This is a genomic window from Stenotrophomonas sp. JAG2 (genome assembly GCF_041080745.1).
Taxonomy (GTDB): Bacteria; Pseudomonadota; Gammaproteobacteria; order Xanthomonadales; family Xanthomonadaceae; genus Stenotrophomonas; species Stenotrophomonas maltophilia_AA.
In genome coordinates, this window is sequence record NZ_JBEUMH010000006.1 from 305,413 (window position 1) to 322,878 (window position 17,466).

A 17,466-nucleotide genomic window follows, 5' to 3' on the forward strand; every position below is an offset into this window, starting at 1 on the left:
CCTCAGCCGCCCAGGTACTCGCGCACGACCCGCTTCACGCCGCACGGCAGCTGGTAGGCACTGACACCGCACAGCGGTGCCAGCGCCTCGATGCGCGGGGCATCGCCCCACAGCGTCACCGTGCTGCCGATACCGGCCTGCGGCAGGTGGGTGAGGTCGACGGTGAGCATGTCCATCGAGACCCGACCGATCACGATGCCGGGCTGCTCATCGATGCGCACGGGCGTGCCGTTCGGCGCGAACTGCGGGTAACCATCGGCATAGCCGAGGGCGACCACGCCGACCCGGGTCGGCCGCTGCGCGACGAACCGCGCGCCGTAGCCGACCGGCTCGCCCACCGCGATATCGCGCACCGCGAAGATTTTCGAGCGCATGGTCATGACCGGGCGCAGGCGCTGGGTCAGCGCGGTATGCGCGGGCATCGGGTTGATCCCGTACAACATCAGGCCCGGACGGACCCAGTCGCTGCGCACGTCCGGCCAGCCCAGCAGCGCGGGCGAATTGCACAGGCTGGTCTGCCCGGCCAGACCCTCGATGGCGGCGGCAAACACGTCGGCCTGCTCGCGGGTGCGCGGGCTGTCCAGTTCGTCGGCACGCGCCATGTGGGTCATCAGCACCATCGGCCCGACATGCGCCAGCGTGCTCAGCGTGGCATGCGCGGCGCGGAACTCGTCCGGCCACAGGCCCAGGCGATGCATGCCGCTGTCCAGCTTCAACCACACGGTAAGCGTGGCGGTGGTCTGGAACGCGGCGACCGCCTCGACCTGCCACGGCGCGCCGACCGCGAACCACAGATCGTGTTCGACGATCAACGGCAGCTCGTCAGCGTCGAAGAAGCCTTCCAGCAAGAGGATCGGACCGGTGATGCCGGCCGCCCGCAGTTCCAGCGCTTCCTCGATGCAGGCCACGCCGAACGCATCGGCCTCGGCCTGCAGCGCACGGGCGCAGCGCACCGCACCGTGCCCGTAGGCATCGGCCTTGATCACTGCAACGGCCTTGCCGCCCCCCAGTTCGCGTGCCAGCCGGTAGTTGCCGCGCAGCGCGTCCAGATCAATCAACGCACGGGCTGGGCGCATGAACTCGACTCACGGTGACGGACGGACGCGGCGTGGTGGGTGTAACGGAAGATATCCAGGCCTTCGGTGCTGATCTGCGGCTGGCGGGCATCCATCAGGTCGGCCAGGTAGCGGCCGGAGCCGCACGCCATGGTCCAGCCCAGGGTGCCGTGGCCGGTATTGAGGAACAGGTTGCGGTACGGCGTGGCGCCGACCACCGGCGTGCCATCCGGCGTGGCCGGTCGCAGGCCGGTCCAGAACTCGGCGCGCGACAGATCGCCGCCGTGCGGGTACAGATCGCGCACGACCTTCTCGAGCGTGGCGCGGCGGCGCGGCGAGAGGGACAGGTCGAACCCGCCCACTTCGGCCATGCCACCCACGCGGATGCGGTCGTCGAAGCGGGTCACGGCCACCTTGTAGCTTTCGTCCAGGATGGTCGAGGTCGGGGCCATCGCCGGGTCGGTGATCGGCAGCGTCAGCGAGTAACCCTTGAGTGGGTACACCGGCAGCTGCATGCCCAGCGGCGCGACCAGCGACGGCGAATAGCTGCCCAGCGCGACCACGTAGTGATCGGCGGTTTCCAGCTTGCCGTCGATGCGCACACCGGTGATGCGGTCGCCGTCGCTCTGCAGGCCGGCGATGTCCTGGTCGAAGCGGAATTCGACCCCGGCATCGACACACATCTGCGCCAGGCGGCGGGTGAACAGCTGGCAGTCGCCGGTCTGGTCGCGCGGCAGGCGCAGCGCGCCGACGAGCGTGTCGGCCACGCCGGCCAGGGCCGGTTCGTGCGCGATGATGCCGTCGCGGTCGAGCACCTGATAGGGCACGCCGTACTGCGCCAGCACCTCGATGTCCTGCGCGGAGGCATCCAGCTGCTGCTGGGTACGGAACAGCTGGGTGGTGCCCAGGTCGCGGCCTTCGAACTCGATGCCGGTCTCGCGGCGGAGGTCGTTGAGGCAATCGCGGCTGTACTCGGACATGCGCACCATGCGCGCCTTGTTGATCGCGTAGCGCTCGTGCGTGCAGTTGCGCAGCATCTGCGCCAGCCAGCGGTACTGGTGCCAATCCAGGCCGGGGCGGATCGCCAGCGGTGCATGTTCGGAGAACAGCCACTTGACCGCCTTGAGCGGCACGCCCGGGGCCGCCCAGGGCGAGGTATAGCCGAACGACAGCTGGCCTGCGTTGGCGAAACTGGTTTCCAGCGCCGGACCGGGCTGGCGGTCGACGACCGTGACTTCAAACCCGGCCTGCCGCAGGTACCAGGCACTGGTCGTGCCGATCACACCGCTGCCAAGGACTAGAACGCGCATGACACCTCTCCAACCCGATCATTCCCTGCGCAGGAGCACGCAGGGACCATAATTGAGGAAGTATAGTCAGCCACAACCAAGCAATTCGCCTGTTTTTAGAGCCTGAGGCAGGGTATTGTCCTGCCAACACCCTTGAGAGGCTGACGCCGATGGCTGCGCGTGCCCGCGAACTGGACAAGATCGACCGCAAGATCCTGCGCATCCTGCAGGACGAGGGCCGGATTTCCTTCACCGAGCTGGGCGAGCGCGTCGGCCTGTCGACCACGCCCTGCACCGAGCGCGTCCGCCGGCTCGAGCGCGACGGCGCCATCACCGGCTACTACGCCAAGCTCGATCCGCATTATCTCAAGGCCAGCCTGCTGGTGTTCGTGGAGATCAGCCTGGCCTACAAGTCCGGTGACATCTTCGAAGAGTTCCGGCGTGCGGCGTTGAAGCTGCCCAACGTGCTGGAATGCCATCTGGTCTCGGGCGACTTCGATTACCTGCTCAAGGCGCGCATCAGCGAGATGGCCTCGTACCGCAAGCTGCTTGGCAGCACGCTGCTGACCCTGCCGCATGTGCGTGAATCCAAGAGCTACATCGTCATGGAAGAGGTCAAGGAAACCCTGACCCTGCCGATCCCGGATTGAGCGCGGGCCGGTTCAAAGCAGAAAGGCGGCGCGCATGTGCGCACCGCCTTCGTTCATTGCGTCAAGCGCATCAGCGCTGCTGTTTCTGGTCCTGATGCTTCTGGTCCTGCTGCTTGCCGCCCTTCTGATTCTGCTGGTCCCACTGCTGCTGGTTCTGCTGGCCGGGCTTCTGGTTCTGTTGCTGACTGCCCTGCTGTTCCTGCGGCGCCTTGCCGGGACTGCGGTTCTGCTGGTTAGCCATGATTGCACTCTTCTCGAAAAACCTCGGGGATGCGCTGTGTTGCGGCGCGTGGACAGGGTCTCGCCGAGCCGGTTAATCACAGGCGAAAAATCGGTGAGGCATTCCGTTGACGGCGATGACTGCGGGCAAGGCGATGTAAACCATTCATCTTGTTCGCCGGCGACCCCCGTCGTTTACGGTTTGATCTGCTGGCCGTCGCCGCTGGGAATGGAGTCGTAGTAACGGCCGGTGCGGGTATCGAGCACACGGTTGGGGCTCACCTGCCGGGCCCCGGGAATGATCCGGCCATGACGGTCGTAGACCTTGCCCTGTATCGCGGGCCCCTGCATCGGCGCAGGCTGCGACGGGCCTTTGCTCTGGATCGGATGCGTGCGCAGCTGCTGCTGGGTCTGCGAGGACGACTTCACCGGCGCCATCTGCCCGGACAGGCTGTCGACCGGCGCCGGTTGGACGGGGATGGGCAGCGGCGTGGGCGTCGGCTGCGGCGCGACCACCGGGCGCGTGGCGGTGGGCTTGGGCGGCGGGCCGATCTGCGCGGCCGCGCTCAACGGCAGCAGCACCAGCAGGGCAGCGGCGAGGCGACGTGGGCGGTACATGGCGATCTCCCGGCGGCGGTTCAGGCCTTCACCATGCACCCGTGCGGGTATCAGCGCCATGAACAACGGCGGCTTGGAACTCCCGGGCGGCGGCCCAATGTAGGGTGCATCGCCACGAGGACTGCCCATGACCGCTTTCGACCTTTCCCCGCCCACCGACGCCCAGCGCCAGGCCTTGGTCGCCGGGCTCAGTGCCGATGAACAGCGCGTGCTGCTGCACCATGGCACCGAGGCGCCGTTCTGCGGCGTCTTCCTGGACAACAAGCAGGACGGGGTCTACGGCTGCCGCTTGTGTGGCCTGCCGCTGTTCCGCTCCAGCACCAAGTTCGACTCCGGCACCGGCTGGCCGAGCTTCTTCGCCCCCTTCGACCCGGCCCATGTCCGCGAGATCCGCGATGCCAGCCATGGCATGGTCCGCACCGAAATCGTCTGCGCGCGATGTGACAGCCATCTCGGCCATGTGTTCCCCGATGGCCCGCCGCCGACCCACGAGCGCCACTGCCTGAACTCGGTCTCGCTGTCGTTCACGCCCAACGGGCAGGCCTATCCGGATCCCCTGCAGCGCGGCGGTGCTGAAGCCGGCGCGGCGGCGTAAGCACGGCCCGTCGGTCCGCACGCTTGCGGCTTGCCTGAGGCTGGGCCCGCACGCGACGGCGCAAAAGTGTGACATTGGTCGAACGCCCCCCTTCAGAAAAGGTGTGAAGGGGCCGACATGGAGGTATCCCCTTCCCGCGTCGGCCCCATGCTCATCATCGTTGGACTTCTCGTCGTCATCCTCAGCGTGCTTGGCGGTTATGTGGGCGCGCACGGCAAACTCGGCGCGCTGTGGCAGCCCTATGAACTGGTGATCATCGGCGGCGCCGCGCTGGGCGCGTTCCTGGTCGGCACCCCGGTCAAAACCGTGAAGCAGACCCTGCAGGCCACCGTCGGCGTGTTCAAGGGCCCGCGCTACAAGCAGCAGGACTACATCGACGTCCTCAGCCTGCTCTACGAACTGCTCAACAAGGCCCGCCGCGAAGGCTTCATGGCGCTGGAAGACCATGTCGAGCGCCCGGCCGAGAGCAGCATCTTCGCCAACTACCCCAAGGTGCAGGCCGACCATCACCTGGTCGACTTCATCACCGACTGCCTGCGCCTGATGATCGGCAGCAACATCGAGCCGCATGAGCTGGAGCCGCTGCTGGAGATGGAGCTGGAGAAGCATCACGGCGAGGCGATGCAGCCGGCGGCGGTGCTCAACAAGGTCGCCGACGGCCTGCCGGGCTTCGGCATCGTGGCTGCGGTGCTCGGCATCGTGATCACCATGGGCTCGATCGGCGGCGAGATCACCGAAGTCGGCGCGCACGTCGCCGGCGCACTGGTCGGCACCTTCCTGGGCATCCTGCTGGCCTATGGCTTCGTCGGCCCGCTGGCCTCGGCCGTGGAAGCCCGCGCCGAACAGGACGCGCGCATCTACGAATCGGTGAAGACTGCCCTGCTGGCCTGCCTGCGCGGCTACAACCCGAAGATCGCCCTCGAATTCGCCCGCAAGACCCTGCCGTCCAACGTGCGTCCGGGCTTCAGCGCGTTCGAACAGCACCTCAAGACGGTCAAGTAAGGCAGCGCCATGGCCGAGAACAAACCCACCGTCATCGTCCGCCGGGTCAAGAAGGCCGGCCACGCCGCGCACCATGGCGGTGCCTGGAAGGTGGCCTATGCCGACTTCGTGACCGCGATGATGGCCTTCTTCCTGGTGCTGTGGCTGATGGCCGCCACCACCAAGCCCGAGCGCGCGGCGATCTCCGAGTACTTCCGCAACCCCAGCCCGCTGGCCGGCAGCAGCTCCACTCCGGCCCCCGGCATGGCCGGTCCGGGCGGCGCCAGCACCTCGATGATCAAACTGGGTGGCGCCACCGACATCTCGCGCGGCAACAGCAACGATCCCTTCCAGAGCCAGCAGGCCACCAAGCCGGTGCCGCAGACCGATCGCGAGCGGGAGAAGCAGCAGCTCGAAGCGCTCAAGCAGGAGCTGGAAGAAGCGATCAGCAAGAGCCAGGCGCTGGAGCCGTTCAAGGACCAGCTGCTGCTCGACCTCACCCCGGAAGGCCTGCGCATCCAGATCGTGGACAAGCAGAACCGCCCGATGTTCGACATGGGCAGCGCCACGCTCAAGCCCTACACGCGCGAGATCCTGCGGGAGCTGTCGCAGTTCATCAACCACGTGCCGAACCGGATCAGCATCACCGGGCATACCGACACCACCGCGTACAACGCCGTGCATGGCTACAGCAACTGGGAGCTCAGCGCCGACCGCGCCAACGCCGCCCGGCGTGCGCTGCTGGATGGCGGGATGACCGAAGACAAGGTGACCCGTGTGGTCGGCCTGTCCTCGTCGGTGCTGTTCGACCGGACCCAGCCGGACAACCCGATCAACCGCCGGATCAGCATCGTGGTGATGACCAAGGCTGCCGAGGCCGCCGCCCTGGCCGGTGCCGGCCAGGAAGTGGCGCTGTCGCCCACGGCGGCCGATGCGGATATCCAGGCGGCGCTGGCGCCGGCTGTCGCGCCGTAAGGGGCGCGGCGGCGGGAGCTGCAGGGGGGAATTCAGGGAATCCGTGGAGCCGGCCAGCGGCCGGCACTACAATGGGTCTTTCCTTTTGTAGATAGACCGTCCTCATGTCCAAGCAGTCCAAGGCCAAGCGCGACAAGCGCAAGAAGCAGCAGCCCAAGCGTCCGATCAACCGCCTCAACGCCCAGCAGCCGGTGCAGAACCATGCCGTGCTGACCAACGAAGAAGGCCAGGTCGTCGCCGCGATCGGCCTGCAGGGCACCGAGTGGCTGCTGGCCATCGGCGGCCAGACCATGGGCAACGCCGACAACCCGGTGCCGATGCTGGCCATGCTCAAGCACCTGTCCAACGTCCAGGAGAAGGAAGGCCGCAAGGTCAACCTGGAGTACTCGACCCAGCTACAGCAGCTGATCGACGACCTGGCCGCCGATGAAGGCAAGACCGCCGACGAGTACCTGTCGCAGCTGGTTTCCGAGTTCGAAGGCGTGGAAGGTGACGACGAAGCCGACGCCGACGCCGACGATGCCGAGATCGTGGCCGACGACGCCGCCGCTGCCCCGGCAGATGCCGAGCCGGCCCCGGCCGCCAGCGACGACAAGCCGCAGGCCTGAGCCACGGCGATCCGGTGACGGTCTATATCGACGATGCGGTACACCCCTGGCGCGGCGAGCGCTGGGCGCATCTGATGGCCGACACCCTGCCCGAGCTGCACGCCATGGCGGCGCAGCTCGGGATTCCGCTGCGGGCGTTCCAGAACCGCCGCAGCGGCGCGCACTACGACGTGCCCGCCCCGCTGCGCCTGCAGGCGATCGCCCTGGGCGCACAGGCCATCTCACGGCATACGGACCGCGAGCTGGTCAAAGCGGTCATCGCCAATGCGAGAAGCCAATACCGGTAGGTGCCGACCGTTGGTCGGCATACGCAGACCGCGGTCACGCCGTCAGAACGGATCGCTGCCCGGCCGCACTTCCACGCCCAGCAGCGAGCACAGCGCCAGCATCGCGTCGTCATCGCGGTTGAGCGCCATCCAGCCGGCCAGGGTGTCATTGCCGGAATCCACGCTCCACAGCGCATAGTTGTGCTCGCGCAGGCGGTCGTGGGCGGTAGCCATCAGCGCCGGCGCGTCCACCCCGGCGGCGAAATCCTCATCGTCCAGGTCGCCACCCCAGTCGATCTGCAGGTTCCAGCGCGCGGACAGCTCGTTGACGGCCGACATCAGCGCATCGGCATCGCTGCGCTCGACCTCGAAGCCGGACTGCCAGGCGATCGCAGCCATCATCGGCGGCAGCCAGTCGGCGTCTTCATCGATGCCTTCACCACTTTCCAGCAGTGCCTCGCGCCAGCGGTTGAACTGCTGCAGGGCCAGTTCTTCATCGCCCGGGTTGATCAGCACGAACAGGTTCCAGATCCGCGCCTCGAAATCGTCCTCGTCGAAATCGCGTTCCTCTTCTTCGAAGTCGAAATAATCGCTGTTGTCGGGCATGACCGGTATTCCTGGAGACAGGGGCGCATTCTGCCGTGCAAGGGCGTTGGCAGGAAGCGAAATTCGGCGCGGGGCCCGCTGCGGTTTATCCTGTACGCCAGAAGACGGCCTTGGTGGTCGTCAGCATCCTGTGACCATGAGCGATACCCCTCCCGATCACCTGGCGATCAACCCGGCCAGCCCCTTCCACGATGCCGCTGCGCTGGAGCGCGGCGTGGGCATCCGCTTCAACGATGTCGAGCGCGACAACGTCGAGGAGTATTCGGTCAGCGAAGGCTGGATCCGCGTGCAGGCCGGCAAGGCCCGCGACCGTCGCGGCAACCCGATGACGATCAAGATCAAGGGCACCGTGGTGGCCTACTTCCTGGATCAGAAGCCGGACGCCTGATCCCACGTGTGCCGGGGTAGAGCCACCCCATGGGTGGCTGCCCTTCGTCCCGGGCGCGTGGGTTCCAGCAGGTCCGCGCAGCCACCCATGGGGTGGCACGGTGCGGCTTCAATCGCGTTGCCGCGTCTCCAGCAGGTCCAGGTTGCGGATCAGCCTGCGCGAGATCTCATCGGAAATCTTCCCGCGCCGGGTCAGCCGGAACAGCTCTTCGCGCTCGGCGGTGAGCCCGGCGGTGCGCAGCTGGCGATAGCCCTGCTCCATCCGCTTCACCTTTTCCGGATCGGCATCCGGCCCGGCGTCCTTCTCCAGATTGCGCTGGTACAGCAGGCTCACCCGTGAGGCGGCGTCGTTGTAGAGCTGCACGTTCTCGGTGGTCTGGTTCTGCACCAGCTGCTGGCGCGTACGCTCCACCCCGGCCAGCGCGGCCTTGGCGGCGAGCTTGCGGGCCAGGTCTTCTTCCTTGCGCTCGCCCGAATCGGCCGGCAGTTCCAGCCCCTTGAGCAGGCGCGGCAGCGCGATGCTGGCCCCGACCAGCGAGATCAGGATCACCGCCGCGGCGAGGAAGATCACCAGATCGCGCGCCGGGAACGCACTGCCATCGGGCAGGAACAGCGGCAGGGTCAGCACGCCGGCCAGGGTGATCGCCCCGCGCACGCCGGCCAGCGAGGTCGCCACCACGATCCGCCACGACGTGCCCGGGCGTGCTTCACCCCGGTGCCGCGCGCGCAGCAGGCTCCAGCGCAGCGACAGCCACACCCAGGCCAGGCGCAGCAGCACCAGCGCCAGGTTGATCACCACCACGTAGACCAGCAGCCACCACGCACTGTGGTGCCCGCTCTCGCTGACCGTCTTGATCGCGCGCTCGACGATGCCGGGCAGCTGCTCGCCGAGCAGCACGAACATGATGCCGTTGAAGCTGAACTGCAGCATGTTCCACACGGCCGTACGCTGCACGCGCATGCTGCCCGAGACGCGGCCGCTCAGTTCCACGTAGCTCATCGTGATGCCCGCGGCGACCGCGGAGAGGATGCCCGAGGCGTTGAACTCTTCGGCCAGCAGGTAGGCGGCGAACGGGATCAGCAGATTCACCAGCAGCGCCGCGCCGGGCTCCTCACCGAAGCGCCGCCACAGCCAGCGCTGGAAGGTCGACACGCCCAGCGTCACCGCCACACCGATCGCCAGCCCGGCCACCGCCACCCACAGGAAGGTGAGCGAGGCTGTCGCCAGCGAGAAGGTGCCGGTCATCACGGCTGCCACCGCGAAGCGGAAGCAGACCAGGCCGGAGGCATCGTTGAGCAGCGACTCGCCTTCCAGGATGTGCATCAGCCGCTTGGGGATCGGCGCGCGCGAGGCGATCGAACCGACCGCCACCGGATCGGTCGGCGAGATGATCGCCGCCAGCGCGAAGGCCACGGCCAGCGGCATCACCGGGATCATCCAGTGAATCAGGAAGCCGGCACCGATCACGGTGAACACCACCAGCCCGAACGCCAGCTCCAGGATCACGCCTTTATCGCGGAACAGGCCCTGCTTGGGGATGCGCCAGCCATCCAGGAACAGCAGCGGCGGCAGGAACAGCAGGAAGAACATCTCCGGCTCCAGCGCGTGGCCGCGGTTGAACACCCCGGCAATGACCGCGCCCAGCCCGATCTGCACCAGCGGCAGCGGCAGGGACAACGGCAGGACGCGGACCAGGTAGCCGCTGGCGACCACCGCCACCAGCATCGCCAGGACGACTTCAATGGTATGCATGCATTTTCCAGTAAGCAGCGCGGGGGAGGCTGCGGGCAGCCGGCGCCGGAAACAGGAAAAAACGTACCACACGTGCGCCGCCACGCGAATGCGCGGGGCGAACCAGGCTCAGTCGGCGGACAGCAGCTGCGCGTCGGCGCCGTCGAAGCGATAGATGTCCATCGCCAGGAAACCGGCATCGATGCCGGCATCGATACGCTGTGCGCCGAGCGCATCACCACCGGCCGCGCCCATCGCGAAGTGCAGCGGCTGCAGGTGCTCGTCGCTGGGGTGCGCCTGCACGGCGTGCGGGGCCTGACGGCGGTAGTCCAGGAGTGCGGCACTGTCATCGGCCTGCAGGCGCTGCTCCACCCACTCGATGAAGGGCCGCACATACGGCGCTTCCTTGCCGTCTTGGTAGCTGCGCCAATCGTGCAGGTTGTGGGTGATGCTGCCCGAGCCGATCAACAGCACGCCCTGTTCGCGCAGCGGCGCCAGCGCGCGGCCAAGCGCGAACTGATGGGCCGGCCCAAGCAATGGCTGGATCGCCAGCGGCACGACCGGAATCTCCGCCTGCGGGTACAGGAAGCGCAGCGGCACCCAGGCACCGTGGTCGAGGCCGCGCTGCGGATCGGTCGCCGTCGGCAGGCCGGCCGCAGTCAGCCGCTGCGCGATCTCCTGGGCCAGTGCGGGGTCGCCCGGCGCCGGGTACTGCAGATCGAACAGCGCCTGCGGAAAACCCCCGAAATCGTGGATCGTGGGCGGCTGGGCATGCCCGCCCACCACCGGCTGGTGGGTCAGCCAGTGCGCCGAGGCCATCACGATCGCGCGCGGCCGCGGCAGGCGCGCCGCCAGTGCGGCCAGGCGCTCGCCGATCAGACCGGGATTCAGCGCGGTCATCGGCGAACCGTGGGAGATGTAAAGGGAGGGCAAGCGGGACATCACGGACTCCAATAGCGGGACGCCAACCGGGGCGGTTCCTGGATCTCAGACTATTGCGTACGGATCCGCCAATAAATACGATGCATCGACGCTGTTTATTCCGGAAAGAGAAACAATGGACACTCTGGACGCCATGCGTGTGTTTGTCGCCGTGGTCGAGCGCAACGGCTTCAGTGCCGCCGCGCAGGCCCTGGACCTGTCCACGGCGGGGGTCACCCGGCAGATCGCCGCGCTGGAAAAGCGCCTGTCGACCCGCCTGCTCAACCGTACGACCCGTCGCGTGAGCCCGACCAGCACGGGCGCGGCCTATTACGCCGAGTGCGTGCGTCTGCTGGCCGAATTCGATGCGCTGGAGGCCGGCATCAGCGCGCAGGCGCTGGAGCCCTCCGGACGGCTGCGGATCAACGCGCCGGTCAGCTATGGCATCGCGCGGCTCGGTCCGCTGCTGGCCGGCTATCGCGCGCGCTACCCGCAGGTGGAACTGGACCTGTCGTTGTCCGACCGCCTGGTGGACATGGTGGAAGAAGGCTACGACGTGGCGATCCGCATCACCCGCCAGCCCAGCCCGACCCTGATCGCGCGCAAGCTCGCCGACGTGCAGATCAGCCTGTGCGCGGCGCCGTCGTATCTGGATGCGCACGGCCGCCCGCAGCAGCCTGAAGACCTGTCCGCACACGATTGCCTGAGCTACAGCTACTGGGCCGGTGGCGATGCCTGGCAGCTGCACGGCCCGCGTGGCGAGGTCTCCGTGCCGGTGCACGGCAGCATCCGCGCCAACAATGGCGATGTGCTGCGCGAGGCCGCGATCGCCGGCATGGGCATCATCGTGCAGCCGGACTTCCTGGTCGCCGAGGCCATCGCCGACGGCCGGTTGGAACGCGTGCTGCCCGCGTGGGCGGTGCCCGGCATCGGCATCCACGCGGTGTACACCAGCCGCAGCCATCTGGCGCCCAAGGTCCGCAGCTTCATCGACTACCTGGTCGAAGCGCTGGGCTGACCACGCGTGGCGGCGGCCGGGCAGCCCCCGGCGTTACGCCTCCACCGATTCCAGCTGTGCGATCACTTTGGCCAGCGGCATCGGCCGGCCGAGCAGATAGCCCTGCACCTGGTCGCAGCCGTGCGCGGCCAGCCATTGATGCTGGCCCGGGGTCTCCACGCCTTCGGCGATGATGGTCAGGCCCATGCTGTGGCCCAGTGACAGCAGCGCGCGGCAGATCGAGGCATTGCGCGGATTGGTTTCCACGTCCGCCACGAAGCTGCGGTCGATCTTCAGGATGTCCAGCGGCAGATGCTGCAGATAGGACATGTTGGAATACCCGGTGCCGAAATCATCCAGCGAAATGCAGATGCCCTGCTCGTGCAGGCGCTGCATGGTCTGCTTGGCCTGGCCCGGCTTGCGCATCAGGCTGCTCTCGGTCAGCTCGACCTGCAGCGCACCGCGGGCCAGCCCGAACTCCTGGCTGGCGCGGGTGAATTCGGCGACCAGATCGCTGTTGAAGAACTGCACCGCCGAGACGTTTACCGCGATCGGCAGGTCCCAGCCGGCATCGACCAGCTGCCGCTGTGCCTGTGCCGCGGCGCGGATCACCCAGCGGCCGAGCGCGAGGATCAGCCCGGTGTCCTCGCACAGCTGGATGAACTCGCCCGGCGGAATGAAGCTGCCATCCGCCTGCGGCCAGCGCAGCAGGGCTTCCAGCGCGGCCGGGCTGCTGTCGCCGGCGTGGCAGATCGGCTGGTAGTACAGCTCGAACTCGGTATCGATCGCACTGTGGATGCGCCCGGCCAGGCGCAGCCGCTCGGCAAAACGGGAACTCACGGTGGTGTCGTACCACGCGATGACATTGCCTTCGTCGCGCGCCGCATGCGCGGCCTGCGCGGCCATGCCGATGACCTGCTCGGCCGTGCTGGCATCGCCGTCGAACTTCACGGCGACGCCGATGCGCGGCTCGAACTGGTGCAGCCAATCCTGCCCGCGCACCGGTTCGGACACCGTCTGCACCAGCGTATCCAGCGCGGTCTGGCGCTGATGGTCGTCGCGGATGGCGAAGATGAAATCCTCGGCAGGCTGGAAGGCCAGCAGGCCGTAGCGCACGCCGAGCCCGCCCAGGCGCTTGGCCATCGCCTGCAGCACCACGTCGCCGACTTCGCGACCCAGCGTGTCCGACACCAGCTGCAGGCCGCGGAACTGCACGTACGCGATCGTGTACGCCCCGCCCTCCTCGTCCAGCTGCGCGGCCAGTGCGCGCGTGTTGAGCAGGCCGGTCGCCGGGTTGTGGGTGGCGTGGTAGGCCAGGTCGCGCTCATAGGCCAGCCGCTCGCTGACGTCCTCGGCCAGCACCAGACAGGCCTGGCGGCCATCGAAATCCAGCCGCGCCAGATGCGCACGCACCTCGAAGACGCTGCCGTCCTTGCGCTGGTGCAGGCGCACCTGCGCGTCCTGCACATCGCCGATGCGGGCCTGCGCGATCGCCCCGCGGATTTCCTCCCAGCCTTCGCGCGGGCGGATGTCGAGGATGCTCATCGACAGGAATTCATCGCGGCTGTAGCCGTACTGGCGCACCGCCGCTTCGTTGACCTCGAGAAAGCGCAGCGTGTCCGGATCGAACACCCAGAACGGCGCCGGATTGCGATCGAACAACAGACGGAACTGGCGCTCGGCCTGCTGCACACGGGCCAGCGCATCGACCCGCTCGCTGACATCGGTCAGCGCGCCGATCATGCGTCGCTCGCGGTCCACCACCGCCACCCGCTGGCCGCGCGCGGAGACCCAGCGGATCGCCCCGCCCGGCAACACCAGGCGGAACATTTCATCGAGCACGCCGCTGCCGGCGAACGCGGCGTCGAAGGCCTGCTGCATGCGCGCCGTGTCGTCGTGGTGCACGCGCGCGAAGAAATCGGCGAGCGGCAGGCTCTCGATATCGATGCCGAAAATCTCGCGGGCCAGCGGTGACCAGCGCAGCAGGCAGGCATCCTCGTCCACGTACCAGGTGCAGACCTTGCCGACCTGATGGGCCATGCGCAGTTCGGCGTGGCCGGTACGCAGCTCCTCGCTCAGGCTGTCCTGGTCGCGCGTGGCGCGGCGCAGGCTGACATAGACCGCGCCAAACAGCGCCCAGTACAGCAGGTAGACCCCGACCGAGGCCTGCACATACGGCCACCAGGCCGCCAGCACATCGCGCCGGCCCAACCCGGCGTACACCGCGAGCGGGTACTGGGCCAGCGTGCTGAGGCTGGAGATGCGCTCGACGCCATCGACCGCGCTGGTCTCCGTCCCCAATGGGGTCAGGGCATCGCGGCGCAGCAGCTCGCGCTTGGCCAGGCCGAAGCGGCGCCCCACCACGCCCACCGGATCGGGGCTGCGCGCCAGCACATAGCCCTGTGGGTCGGTGATCGAAATCACCCCGGCCTCGCCGGTATCCATGCCGCCGATGACCGACTGCAGTTCCGAGGTGCGCAGCCGTGCGAGCAGCCAGCGGTCTCCGCCCATCGGCAACGCCAGCGGCAGGATCCAGTGCGTGCTGTCCAGCGCCTGCGGCGGACCGAGGAACAGCTGGCTGCCCCTGCCGCGGTTGTCATCCACTGCCCAGAGCGGCAACTGCAGGTCGCCGCTGCCGCTGGTCAGGGCGCGCCCGTACTGATCGACCACGACGATGCTGTGCAGTTCGGCATGCCGCTGCAGGGTGCCTGCGATGCCCGCATCGAGCAGGTCCGGGGCCTGCGCGGGCACGCGCTGGAACAGCAGCGCCCCGTCCCGGGAAATGCCCTGCATGGCCCGCTCCAGATTGCGCAGCTCCAGCCGCAGCAGGCGCTGGGCACCGGTCGCCAGCGCCGAGCTCTGGCGCTGCGCGGCTTCCTGCCGGCGCTGGGCATCATTGACCAGCATCGCCACCAGCCCGGCGGCCAGCAGCACGCCCAGGCAGGCCCCGAGCCACACGAAGGTCCGCAGCGGCCGCGCCAGGGCACGGTTCAACGCGGGCATCGCAACCCTTTTTCCGCACGACAGGCTGACTTCATCTGTAAACGCTTCCTGGTTTCCCCAAACCTGAGCGGCCGCTGCCCGGGATTCTTGACGCCTTGATCGCCACGCGGGCGCCCAGAAGGCGCGCGCGGAATCCGTGCCGCCCCAGCATGCACCAGCGCACGCGGCACGGGAAGCACCCCGGCGGCGGTTCACCTCGGTGAACCCGGGGGACGGGCACATCCGGTACCCGATGCCGCCGCAGCCGGCATAACCGGGCGCCCCGGACGGGATTAGACTTGGACGTTTCCGTTGCTGAGAAGCCCCATGTCCAAGCTGCGTCGCCCCACCCTGATGCTCGCCATTGCCGCCAGCCTGTCGCTGAGCCTGGCCGCCTGCGACCGCGAGGCCACTGCGCCGGCCGCCGCCGCGCCCGAGACCGCCCCGGCGCAACCGGCCGCGCCCACGCCGCAGCTGGGCAGCTTCGGCTTCGACGCCGCCGGCATGGACCGCAGCATCGCCGCCGGCGATGACTTCTTCGGCTTCGCCAATGGCACCTGGGTCAAGAACACCGAGATTCCGGCCGACCGCTCCAGCTACGGCAGCTTCAACGTCATTTCCGAAAAGACGCTGGCCGACACCCGCGCGATCCTCGAGGGCGCCGCGGCCGATACCAAGGCCGAAGGCGAGACCAAGCTGATCGGCGATTACTACGCCGCCTTCATGGACGAGACCGGCATCGAGTCGCGCGGCGCCGCCCCGGTCAAGCCCGAGCTGGACGCCATCGCCGGGATCGGTGACAAGGCCGCGCTCGCCACCGCCCTGGGCGGCACCCTGCGCGCCGACGTCGACCTGCTCAACGCCACCAACTTCTACACCGACCGCCTGTTCGGCGTGTGGGTGTCGGTGGATCTGCTGCAGCCCGACCGCACCGCGCCGTACCTGGTGCAGGGCGGCCTGGGCCTGCCGGACCGCGACTTCTACCTGCAGGGCGGCCGCATGGCCGAGATCCGCAAGCAGTACCAGGCCTACATCGCGCAGGTGCTGCAGCTGGCCGGCGTCGCCGATCCGGCGGCCAAGGCCCAGCGCATCGTCGCGCTGGAGACCAAGATCGCCCAGGCGCACTCTACGCAGGAAGCCACCAACGACGTCGCCAAGGGCGCCAACGCCTGGAAGCAGGCCGACCTGAGCGCGAAGGCGCCGGGCATGGACTGGAGCGCCTTCCTGGCCTCCGCCGGCCTGGATGCCCAGCAGGACTTCATCGTGTGGCAGCCCAAGGCCGTGGCCGGCATTTCGCGCCTGGTCGCCACCGAGCCGCTGGAGGTCTGGAAGGACTACCTGGCCTTCCACGCACTGGACCGCGCCGCACCGTACCTGCCCAAGTCGTTCGCCGATGCGCGCTTCGCCTTCCACGGCACCACGCTCAACGGGACGCCGCAGCAGAGCGAGCGCTGGAAGCGTGCCGTCGATGACAGCAACCATGCGGTCGGCGAAGCGATCGGCAAGCTGTACGTCGAGCGTCATTTCGACCCGGCCACCAAGGCCCGCGCCGATGAGATGGCCAAGAACATCATTGCCGCGTTCGCCAAGCGCATCGATGCACTGGAGTGGATGTCGCCGCAGACCAAGGCGCGCGCCAAGGCCAAGGTCGAGGGCCTGACCGTCGGCATGGGCTACCCGGACAAGTGGCGCGACTACACCGGCCTGGAGATCAAGCGCGATGACGCGCTGGGCAATGCCGAGCGGGCGGAGCTGTTTGAGTACCGCCGCAACATCGCCAAGCTCGGCAAGCCGGTCGACCACAGCGAGTGGGCGATGCTGCCGCAGACCATCAATGCGATGAACGTGCCGCTGGAGAACCGCCTGGTGTTCCCGGCCGCGATCCTGCAGCCGCCGTTCTTCGATGGTGCGGCCGATGATGCGGTGAACTACGGTGCGATCGGCGCGGTGATCGGCCATGAGATCAGCCACGGGTTCGACAATGCCGGTGCTCTGTTCGATGAGACGGGCAAGCTGCAGAACTGGTGGACGGCGGAGGATCTGAAGCAATTCAACGCGGCAGGCGATGCGCTGGCGGCGCAGTTCAGCAGCTACAGTCCGTTCCCGGGGGTCTCGGTGAATGGTCGTCTGACGCTGGGCGAGAACATTGCCGATGTGGCAGGTCTGTCGACGGCCTACGATGCGTATCAGCTGTCGCTGCAGGGCAAGCCGGGGCAGACGCTGGAGGGCTTCACGCCGGATCAGCGGTTCTTCCTGGGCTTCGCGCAGGCGTGGCGCAGCAAGGCGCGTGAGCAGGCGCTGCGCAATTCGCTGTTGACCAATGTGCATGCACCGGGCCAGTTCCGTGCGTTGACGGTGCGCAACCTGGATGCGTGGTATCCGGCCTTCGAGGTGAAGGAAGGCCAGAAGCTGTATCTGGCGCCGGAGAAGCGGGTCAAGGTGTGGTGAGGTGTTTCATCGCACTTTGCTGAGATGAAAGAACGGGCGCTACGGCGCCCGTTTTTTTTGCCCTGCAAAGCTGGAGCGGAGCAACGGCTGGGGTCTGCGTTTGCGCTGGTTTGGGCGGGCATGGGTGGGGTGTGGGG

At 67.9% G+C, this 17,466-nt stretch carries 17 protein-coding genes; 9 read left to right on the forward strand and 8 right to left on the reverse strand.

What is annotated here, in order from left to right; genetic code table 11:
• Positions 1 to 2: 2 nt before the first annotated feature.
• Positions 3 to 1,076 carry an alanine racemase gene (alr, locus tag AB9O74_RS10320; protein WP_176990641.1) on the reverse strand — a complete coding sequence of 358 codons (1,074 nt, stop codon included), beginning with the start codon at positions 1,074 to 1,076 and terminating at the stop codon, positions 3 to 5.
• Positions 1,055 to 2,365 (reverse strand): D-amino acid dehydrogenase, encoded by a 1,311-nt coding sequence (locus AB9O74_RS10325; RefSeq protein WP_369349239.1) that lies wholly within the window; start codon positions 2,363 to 2,365, stop codon positions 1,055 to 1,057. The genes alr and AB9O74_RS10325 overlap by 22 nt, the downstream gene beginning before the upstream one ends.
• A gap of 149 nt (positions 2,366 to 2,514) precedes the next feature.
• On the opposite strand from AB9O74_RS10325, the gene AB9O74_RS10330 reads away from it, so the two are divergent.
• Positions 2,515 to 2,994: an Lrp/AsnC ligand binding domain-containing protein gene (locus AB9O74_RS10330; RefSeq protein WP_019185754.1), complete on the forward strand. Its 480-nt coding sequence runs from the start codon at positions 2,515 to 2,517 to the stop codon at positions 2,992 to 2,994.
• A gap of 70 nt (positions 2,995 to 3,064) precedes the next feature.
• On the opposite strand, the gene AB9O74_RS10335 is transcribed toward AB9O74_RS10330, so the two are convergent.
• Positions 3,065 to 3,235 (reverse strand): lana protein, encoded by a 171-nt coding sequence (locus AB9O74_RS10335; RefSeq protein ID WP_176990639.1) that lies wholly within the window; start codon positions 3,233 to 3,235, stop codon positions 3,065 to 3,067.
• A 173-nt stretch (positions 3,236 to 3,408) separates the two neighbouring features.
• On the reverse strand, positions 3,409 to 3,831 hold the full coding sequence (locus tag AB9O74_RS10340; RefSeq protein ID WP_369349240.1) for a classical arabinogalactan protein 4: 423 nt from the start codon (positions 3,829 to 3,831) through the stop codon (positions 3,409 to 3,411).
• Between the two features lie 127 nt (positions 3,832 to 3,958).
• Between AB9O74_RS10340 and msrB the strand changes: the two genes are divergently transcribed.
• The 5 genes from msrB to AB9O74_RS10365 all read left to right on the forward strand — a co-directional run bounded on the left by msrB (position 3,959) and on the right by AB9O74_RS10365 (position 7,277).
• Positions 3,959 to 4,426: a peptide-methionine (R)-S-oxide reductase MsrB gene (gene msrB, locus AB9O74_RS10345; RefSeq protein ID WP_176990638.1), complete on the forward strand. Its 468-nt coding sequence runs from the start codon at positions 3,959 to 3,961 to the stop codon at positions 4,424 to 4,426.
• Positions 4,427 to 4,573: 147 nt separating this feature from the next.
• Complete coding sequence (motA, locus tag AB9O74_RS10350; protein ID WP_176990637.1) at positions 4,574 to 5,428, forward strand: flagellar motor stator protein MotA; 855 nt, start codon at positions 4,574 to 4,576, stop codon at positions 5,426 to 5,428.
• A 9-nt stretch (positions 5,429 to 5,437) separates the two neighbouring features.
• Positions 5,438 to 6,382 carry a flagellar motor protein MotB gene (gene motB, locus AB9O74_RS10355; RefSeq protein ID WP_346489237.1) on the forward strand — a complete coding sequence of 315 codons (945 nt, stop codon included), beginning with the start codon at positions 5,438 to 5,440 and terminating at the stop codon, positions 6,380 to 6,382.
• A gap of 104 nt (positions 6,383 to 6,486) precedes the next feature.
• Entirely contained in the window at positions 6,487 to 6,990 is a 504-nt protein-coding gene (locus tag AB9O74_RS10360) for a hypothetical protein (protein ID WP_369349241.1), read from the forward strand.
• A gap of 14 nt (positions 6,991 to 7,004) precedes the next feature.
• Positions 7,005 to 7,277 (forward strand): DUF4031 domain-containing protein, encoded by a 273-nt coding sequence (locus AB9O74_RS10365; RefSeq protein WP_369349242.1) that lies wholly within the window; start codon positions 7,005 to 7,007, stop codon positions 7,275 to 7,277.
• Between the two features lie 42 nt (positions 7,278 to 7,319).
• On the opposite strand, the gene AB9O74_RS10370 is transcribed toward AB9O74_RS10365, so the two are convergent.
• Complete coding sequence (locus tag AB9O74_RS10370) at positions 7,320 to 7,862, reverse strand: hypothetical protein (RefSeq protein ID WP_369349243.1); 543 nt, start codon at positions 7,860 to 7,862, stop codon at positions 7,320 to 7,322.
• A 136-nt stretch (positions 7,863 to 7,998) separates the two neighbouring features.
• Here AB9O74_RS10370 and AB9O74_RS10375 point away from each other — a divergent pair, with 136 nt between their 5' ends.
• A complete protein-coding gene (locus AB9O74_RS10375) occupies positions 7,999 to 8,250 on the forward strand; it encodes a DUF3297 family protein (RefSeq protein WP_088432755.1) in 252 nt (83 codons plus the stop codon).
• Between the two features lie 108 nt (positions 8,251 to 8,358).
• Here AB9O74_RS10375 and AB9O74_RS10380 read toward each other — a convergent pair whose 3' ends face one another.
• Complete coding sequence (locus AB9O74_RS10380; protein ID WP_369349244.1) at positions 8,359 to 10,002, reverse strand: Na+/H+ antiporter; 1,644 nt, start codon at positions 10,000 to 10,002, stop codon at positions 8,359 to 8,361.
• 108 nt (positions 10,003 to 10,110) lie between these two features.
• Positions 10,111 to 10,923 carry a dioxygenase gene (locus AB9O74_RS10385; RefSeq protein WP_369349245.1) on the reverse strand — a complete coding sequence of 271 codons (813 nt, stop codon included), beginning with the start codon at positions 10,921 to 10,923 and terminating at the stop codon, positions 10,111 to 10,113.
• A 115-nt stretch (positions 10,924 to 11,038) separates the two neighbouring features.
• On the opposite strand from AB9O74_RS10385, the gene AB9O74_RS10390 reads away from it, so the two are divergent.
• Entirely contained in the window at positions 11,039 to 11,920 is an 882-nt protein-coding gene (locus AB9O74_RS10390; RefSeq protein WP_369349246.1) for a LysR family transcriptional regulator, read from the forward strand.
• A gap of 33 nt (positions 11,921 to 11,953) precedes the next feature.
• On the opposite strand, the gene AB9O74_RS10395 is transcribed toward AB9O74_RS10390, so the two are convergent.
• Positions 11,954 to 14,902, reverse strand: coding sequence for an EAL domain-containing protein (locus AB9O74_RS10395; protein WP_369349247.1), 2,949 nt, complete (start codon positions 14,900 to 14,902; stop codon positions 11,954 to 11,956).
• A gap of 306 nt (positions 14,903 to 15,208) precedes the next feature.
• On the opposite strand from AB9O74_RS10395, the gene AB9O74_RS10400 reads away from it, so the two are divergent.
• Positions 15,209 to 17,329, forward strand: coding sequence for a M13 family metallopeptidase (locus AB9O74_RS10400; RefSeq protein ID WP_369349248.1), 2,121 nt, complete (start codon positions 15,209 to 15,211; stop codon positions 17,327 to 17,329).
• Positions 17,330 to 17,466 lie beyond the last annotated feature (137 nt).

What these genes read in the sequence shown, in the direction of transcription:
- motA (WP_176990637.1), top strand. Translation starts at nt 4,574, where the DNA reads ATGCTCATCATCGTTGGACTTCTCGTCGTCATCCTCAGCGTGCTTGGC.
- AB9O74_RS10400 (WP_369349248.1), top strand. Translation starts at nt 15,209, where the DNA reads ATGTCCAAGCTGCGTCGCCCCACCCTGATGCTCGCCATTGCCGCCAGC.
- AB9O74_RS10390 (WP_369349246.1), top strand. Translation starts at nt 11,039, where the DNA reads ATGGACACTCTGGACGCCATGCGTGTGTTTGTCGCCGTGGTCGAGCGC.
- AB9O74_RS10385 (WP_369349245.1), bottom strand. Translation starts at nt 10,923, where the DNA reads ATGTCCCGCTTGCCCTCCCTTTACATCTCCCACGGTTCGCCGATGACC.
- AB9O74_RS10375 (WP_088432755.1), top strand. Translation starts at nt 7,999, where the DNA reads ATGAGCGATACCCCTCCCGATCACCTGGCGATCAACCCGGCCAGCCCC.
- AB9O74_RS10395 (WP_369349247.1), bottom strand. Translation starts at nt 14,902, where the DNA reads ATGCCCGCGTTGAACCGTGCCCTGGCGCGGCCGCTGCGGACCTTCGTG.
- alr (WP_176990641.1), bottom strand. Translation starts at nt 1,076, where the DNA reads ATGCGCCCAGCCCGTGCGTTGATTGATCTGGACGCGCTGCGCGGCAAC.
- AB9O74_RS10335 (WP_176990639.1), bottom strand. Translation starts at nt 3,235, where the DNA reads ATGGCTAACCAGCAGAACCGCAGTCCCGGCAAGGCGCCGCAGGAACAG.
- AB9O74_RS10340 (WP_369349240.1), bottom strand. Translation starts at nt 3,831, where the DNA reads ATGTACCGCCCACGTCGCCTCGCCGCTGCCCTGCTGGTGCTGCTGCCG.
- AB9O74_RS10330 (WP_019185754.1), top strand. Translation starts at nt 2,515, where the DNA reads ATGGCTGCGCGTGCCCGCGAACTGGACAAGATCGACCGCAAGATCCTG.
- AB9O74_RS10380 (WP_369349244.1), bottom strand. Translation starts at nt 10,002, where the DNA reads ATGCATACCATTGAAGTCGTCCTGGCGATGCTGGTGGCGGTGGTCGCC.
- AB9O74_RS10370 (WP_369349243.1), bottom strand. Translation starts at nt 7,862, where the DNA reads ATGCCCGACAACAGCGATTATTTCGACTTCGAAGAAGAGGAACGCGAT.
- motB (WP_346489237.1), top strand. Translation starts at nt 5,438, where the DNA reads ATGGCCGAGAACAAACCCACCGTCATCGTCCGCCGGGTCAAGAAGGCC.
- msrB (WP_176990638.1), top strand. Translation starts at nt 3,959, where the DNA reads ATGACCGCTTTCGACCTTTCCCCGCCCACCGACGCCCAGCGCCAGGCC.
- AB9O74_RS10325 (WP_369349239.1), bottom strand. Translation starts at nt 2,365, where the DNA reads ATGCGCGTTCTAGTCCTTGGCAGCGGTGTGATCGGCACGACCAGTGCC.
- AB9O74_RS10360 (WP_369349241.1), top strand. Translation starts at nt 6,487, where the DNA reads ATGTCCAAGCAGTCCAAGGCCAAGCGCGACAAGCGCAAGAAGCAGCAG.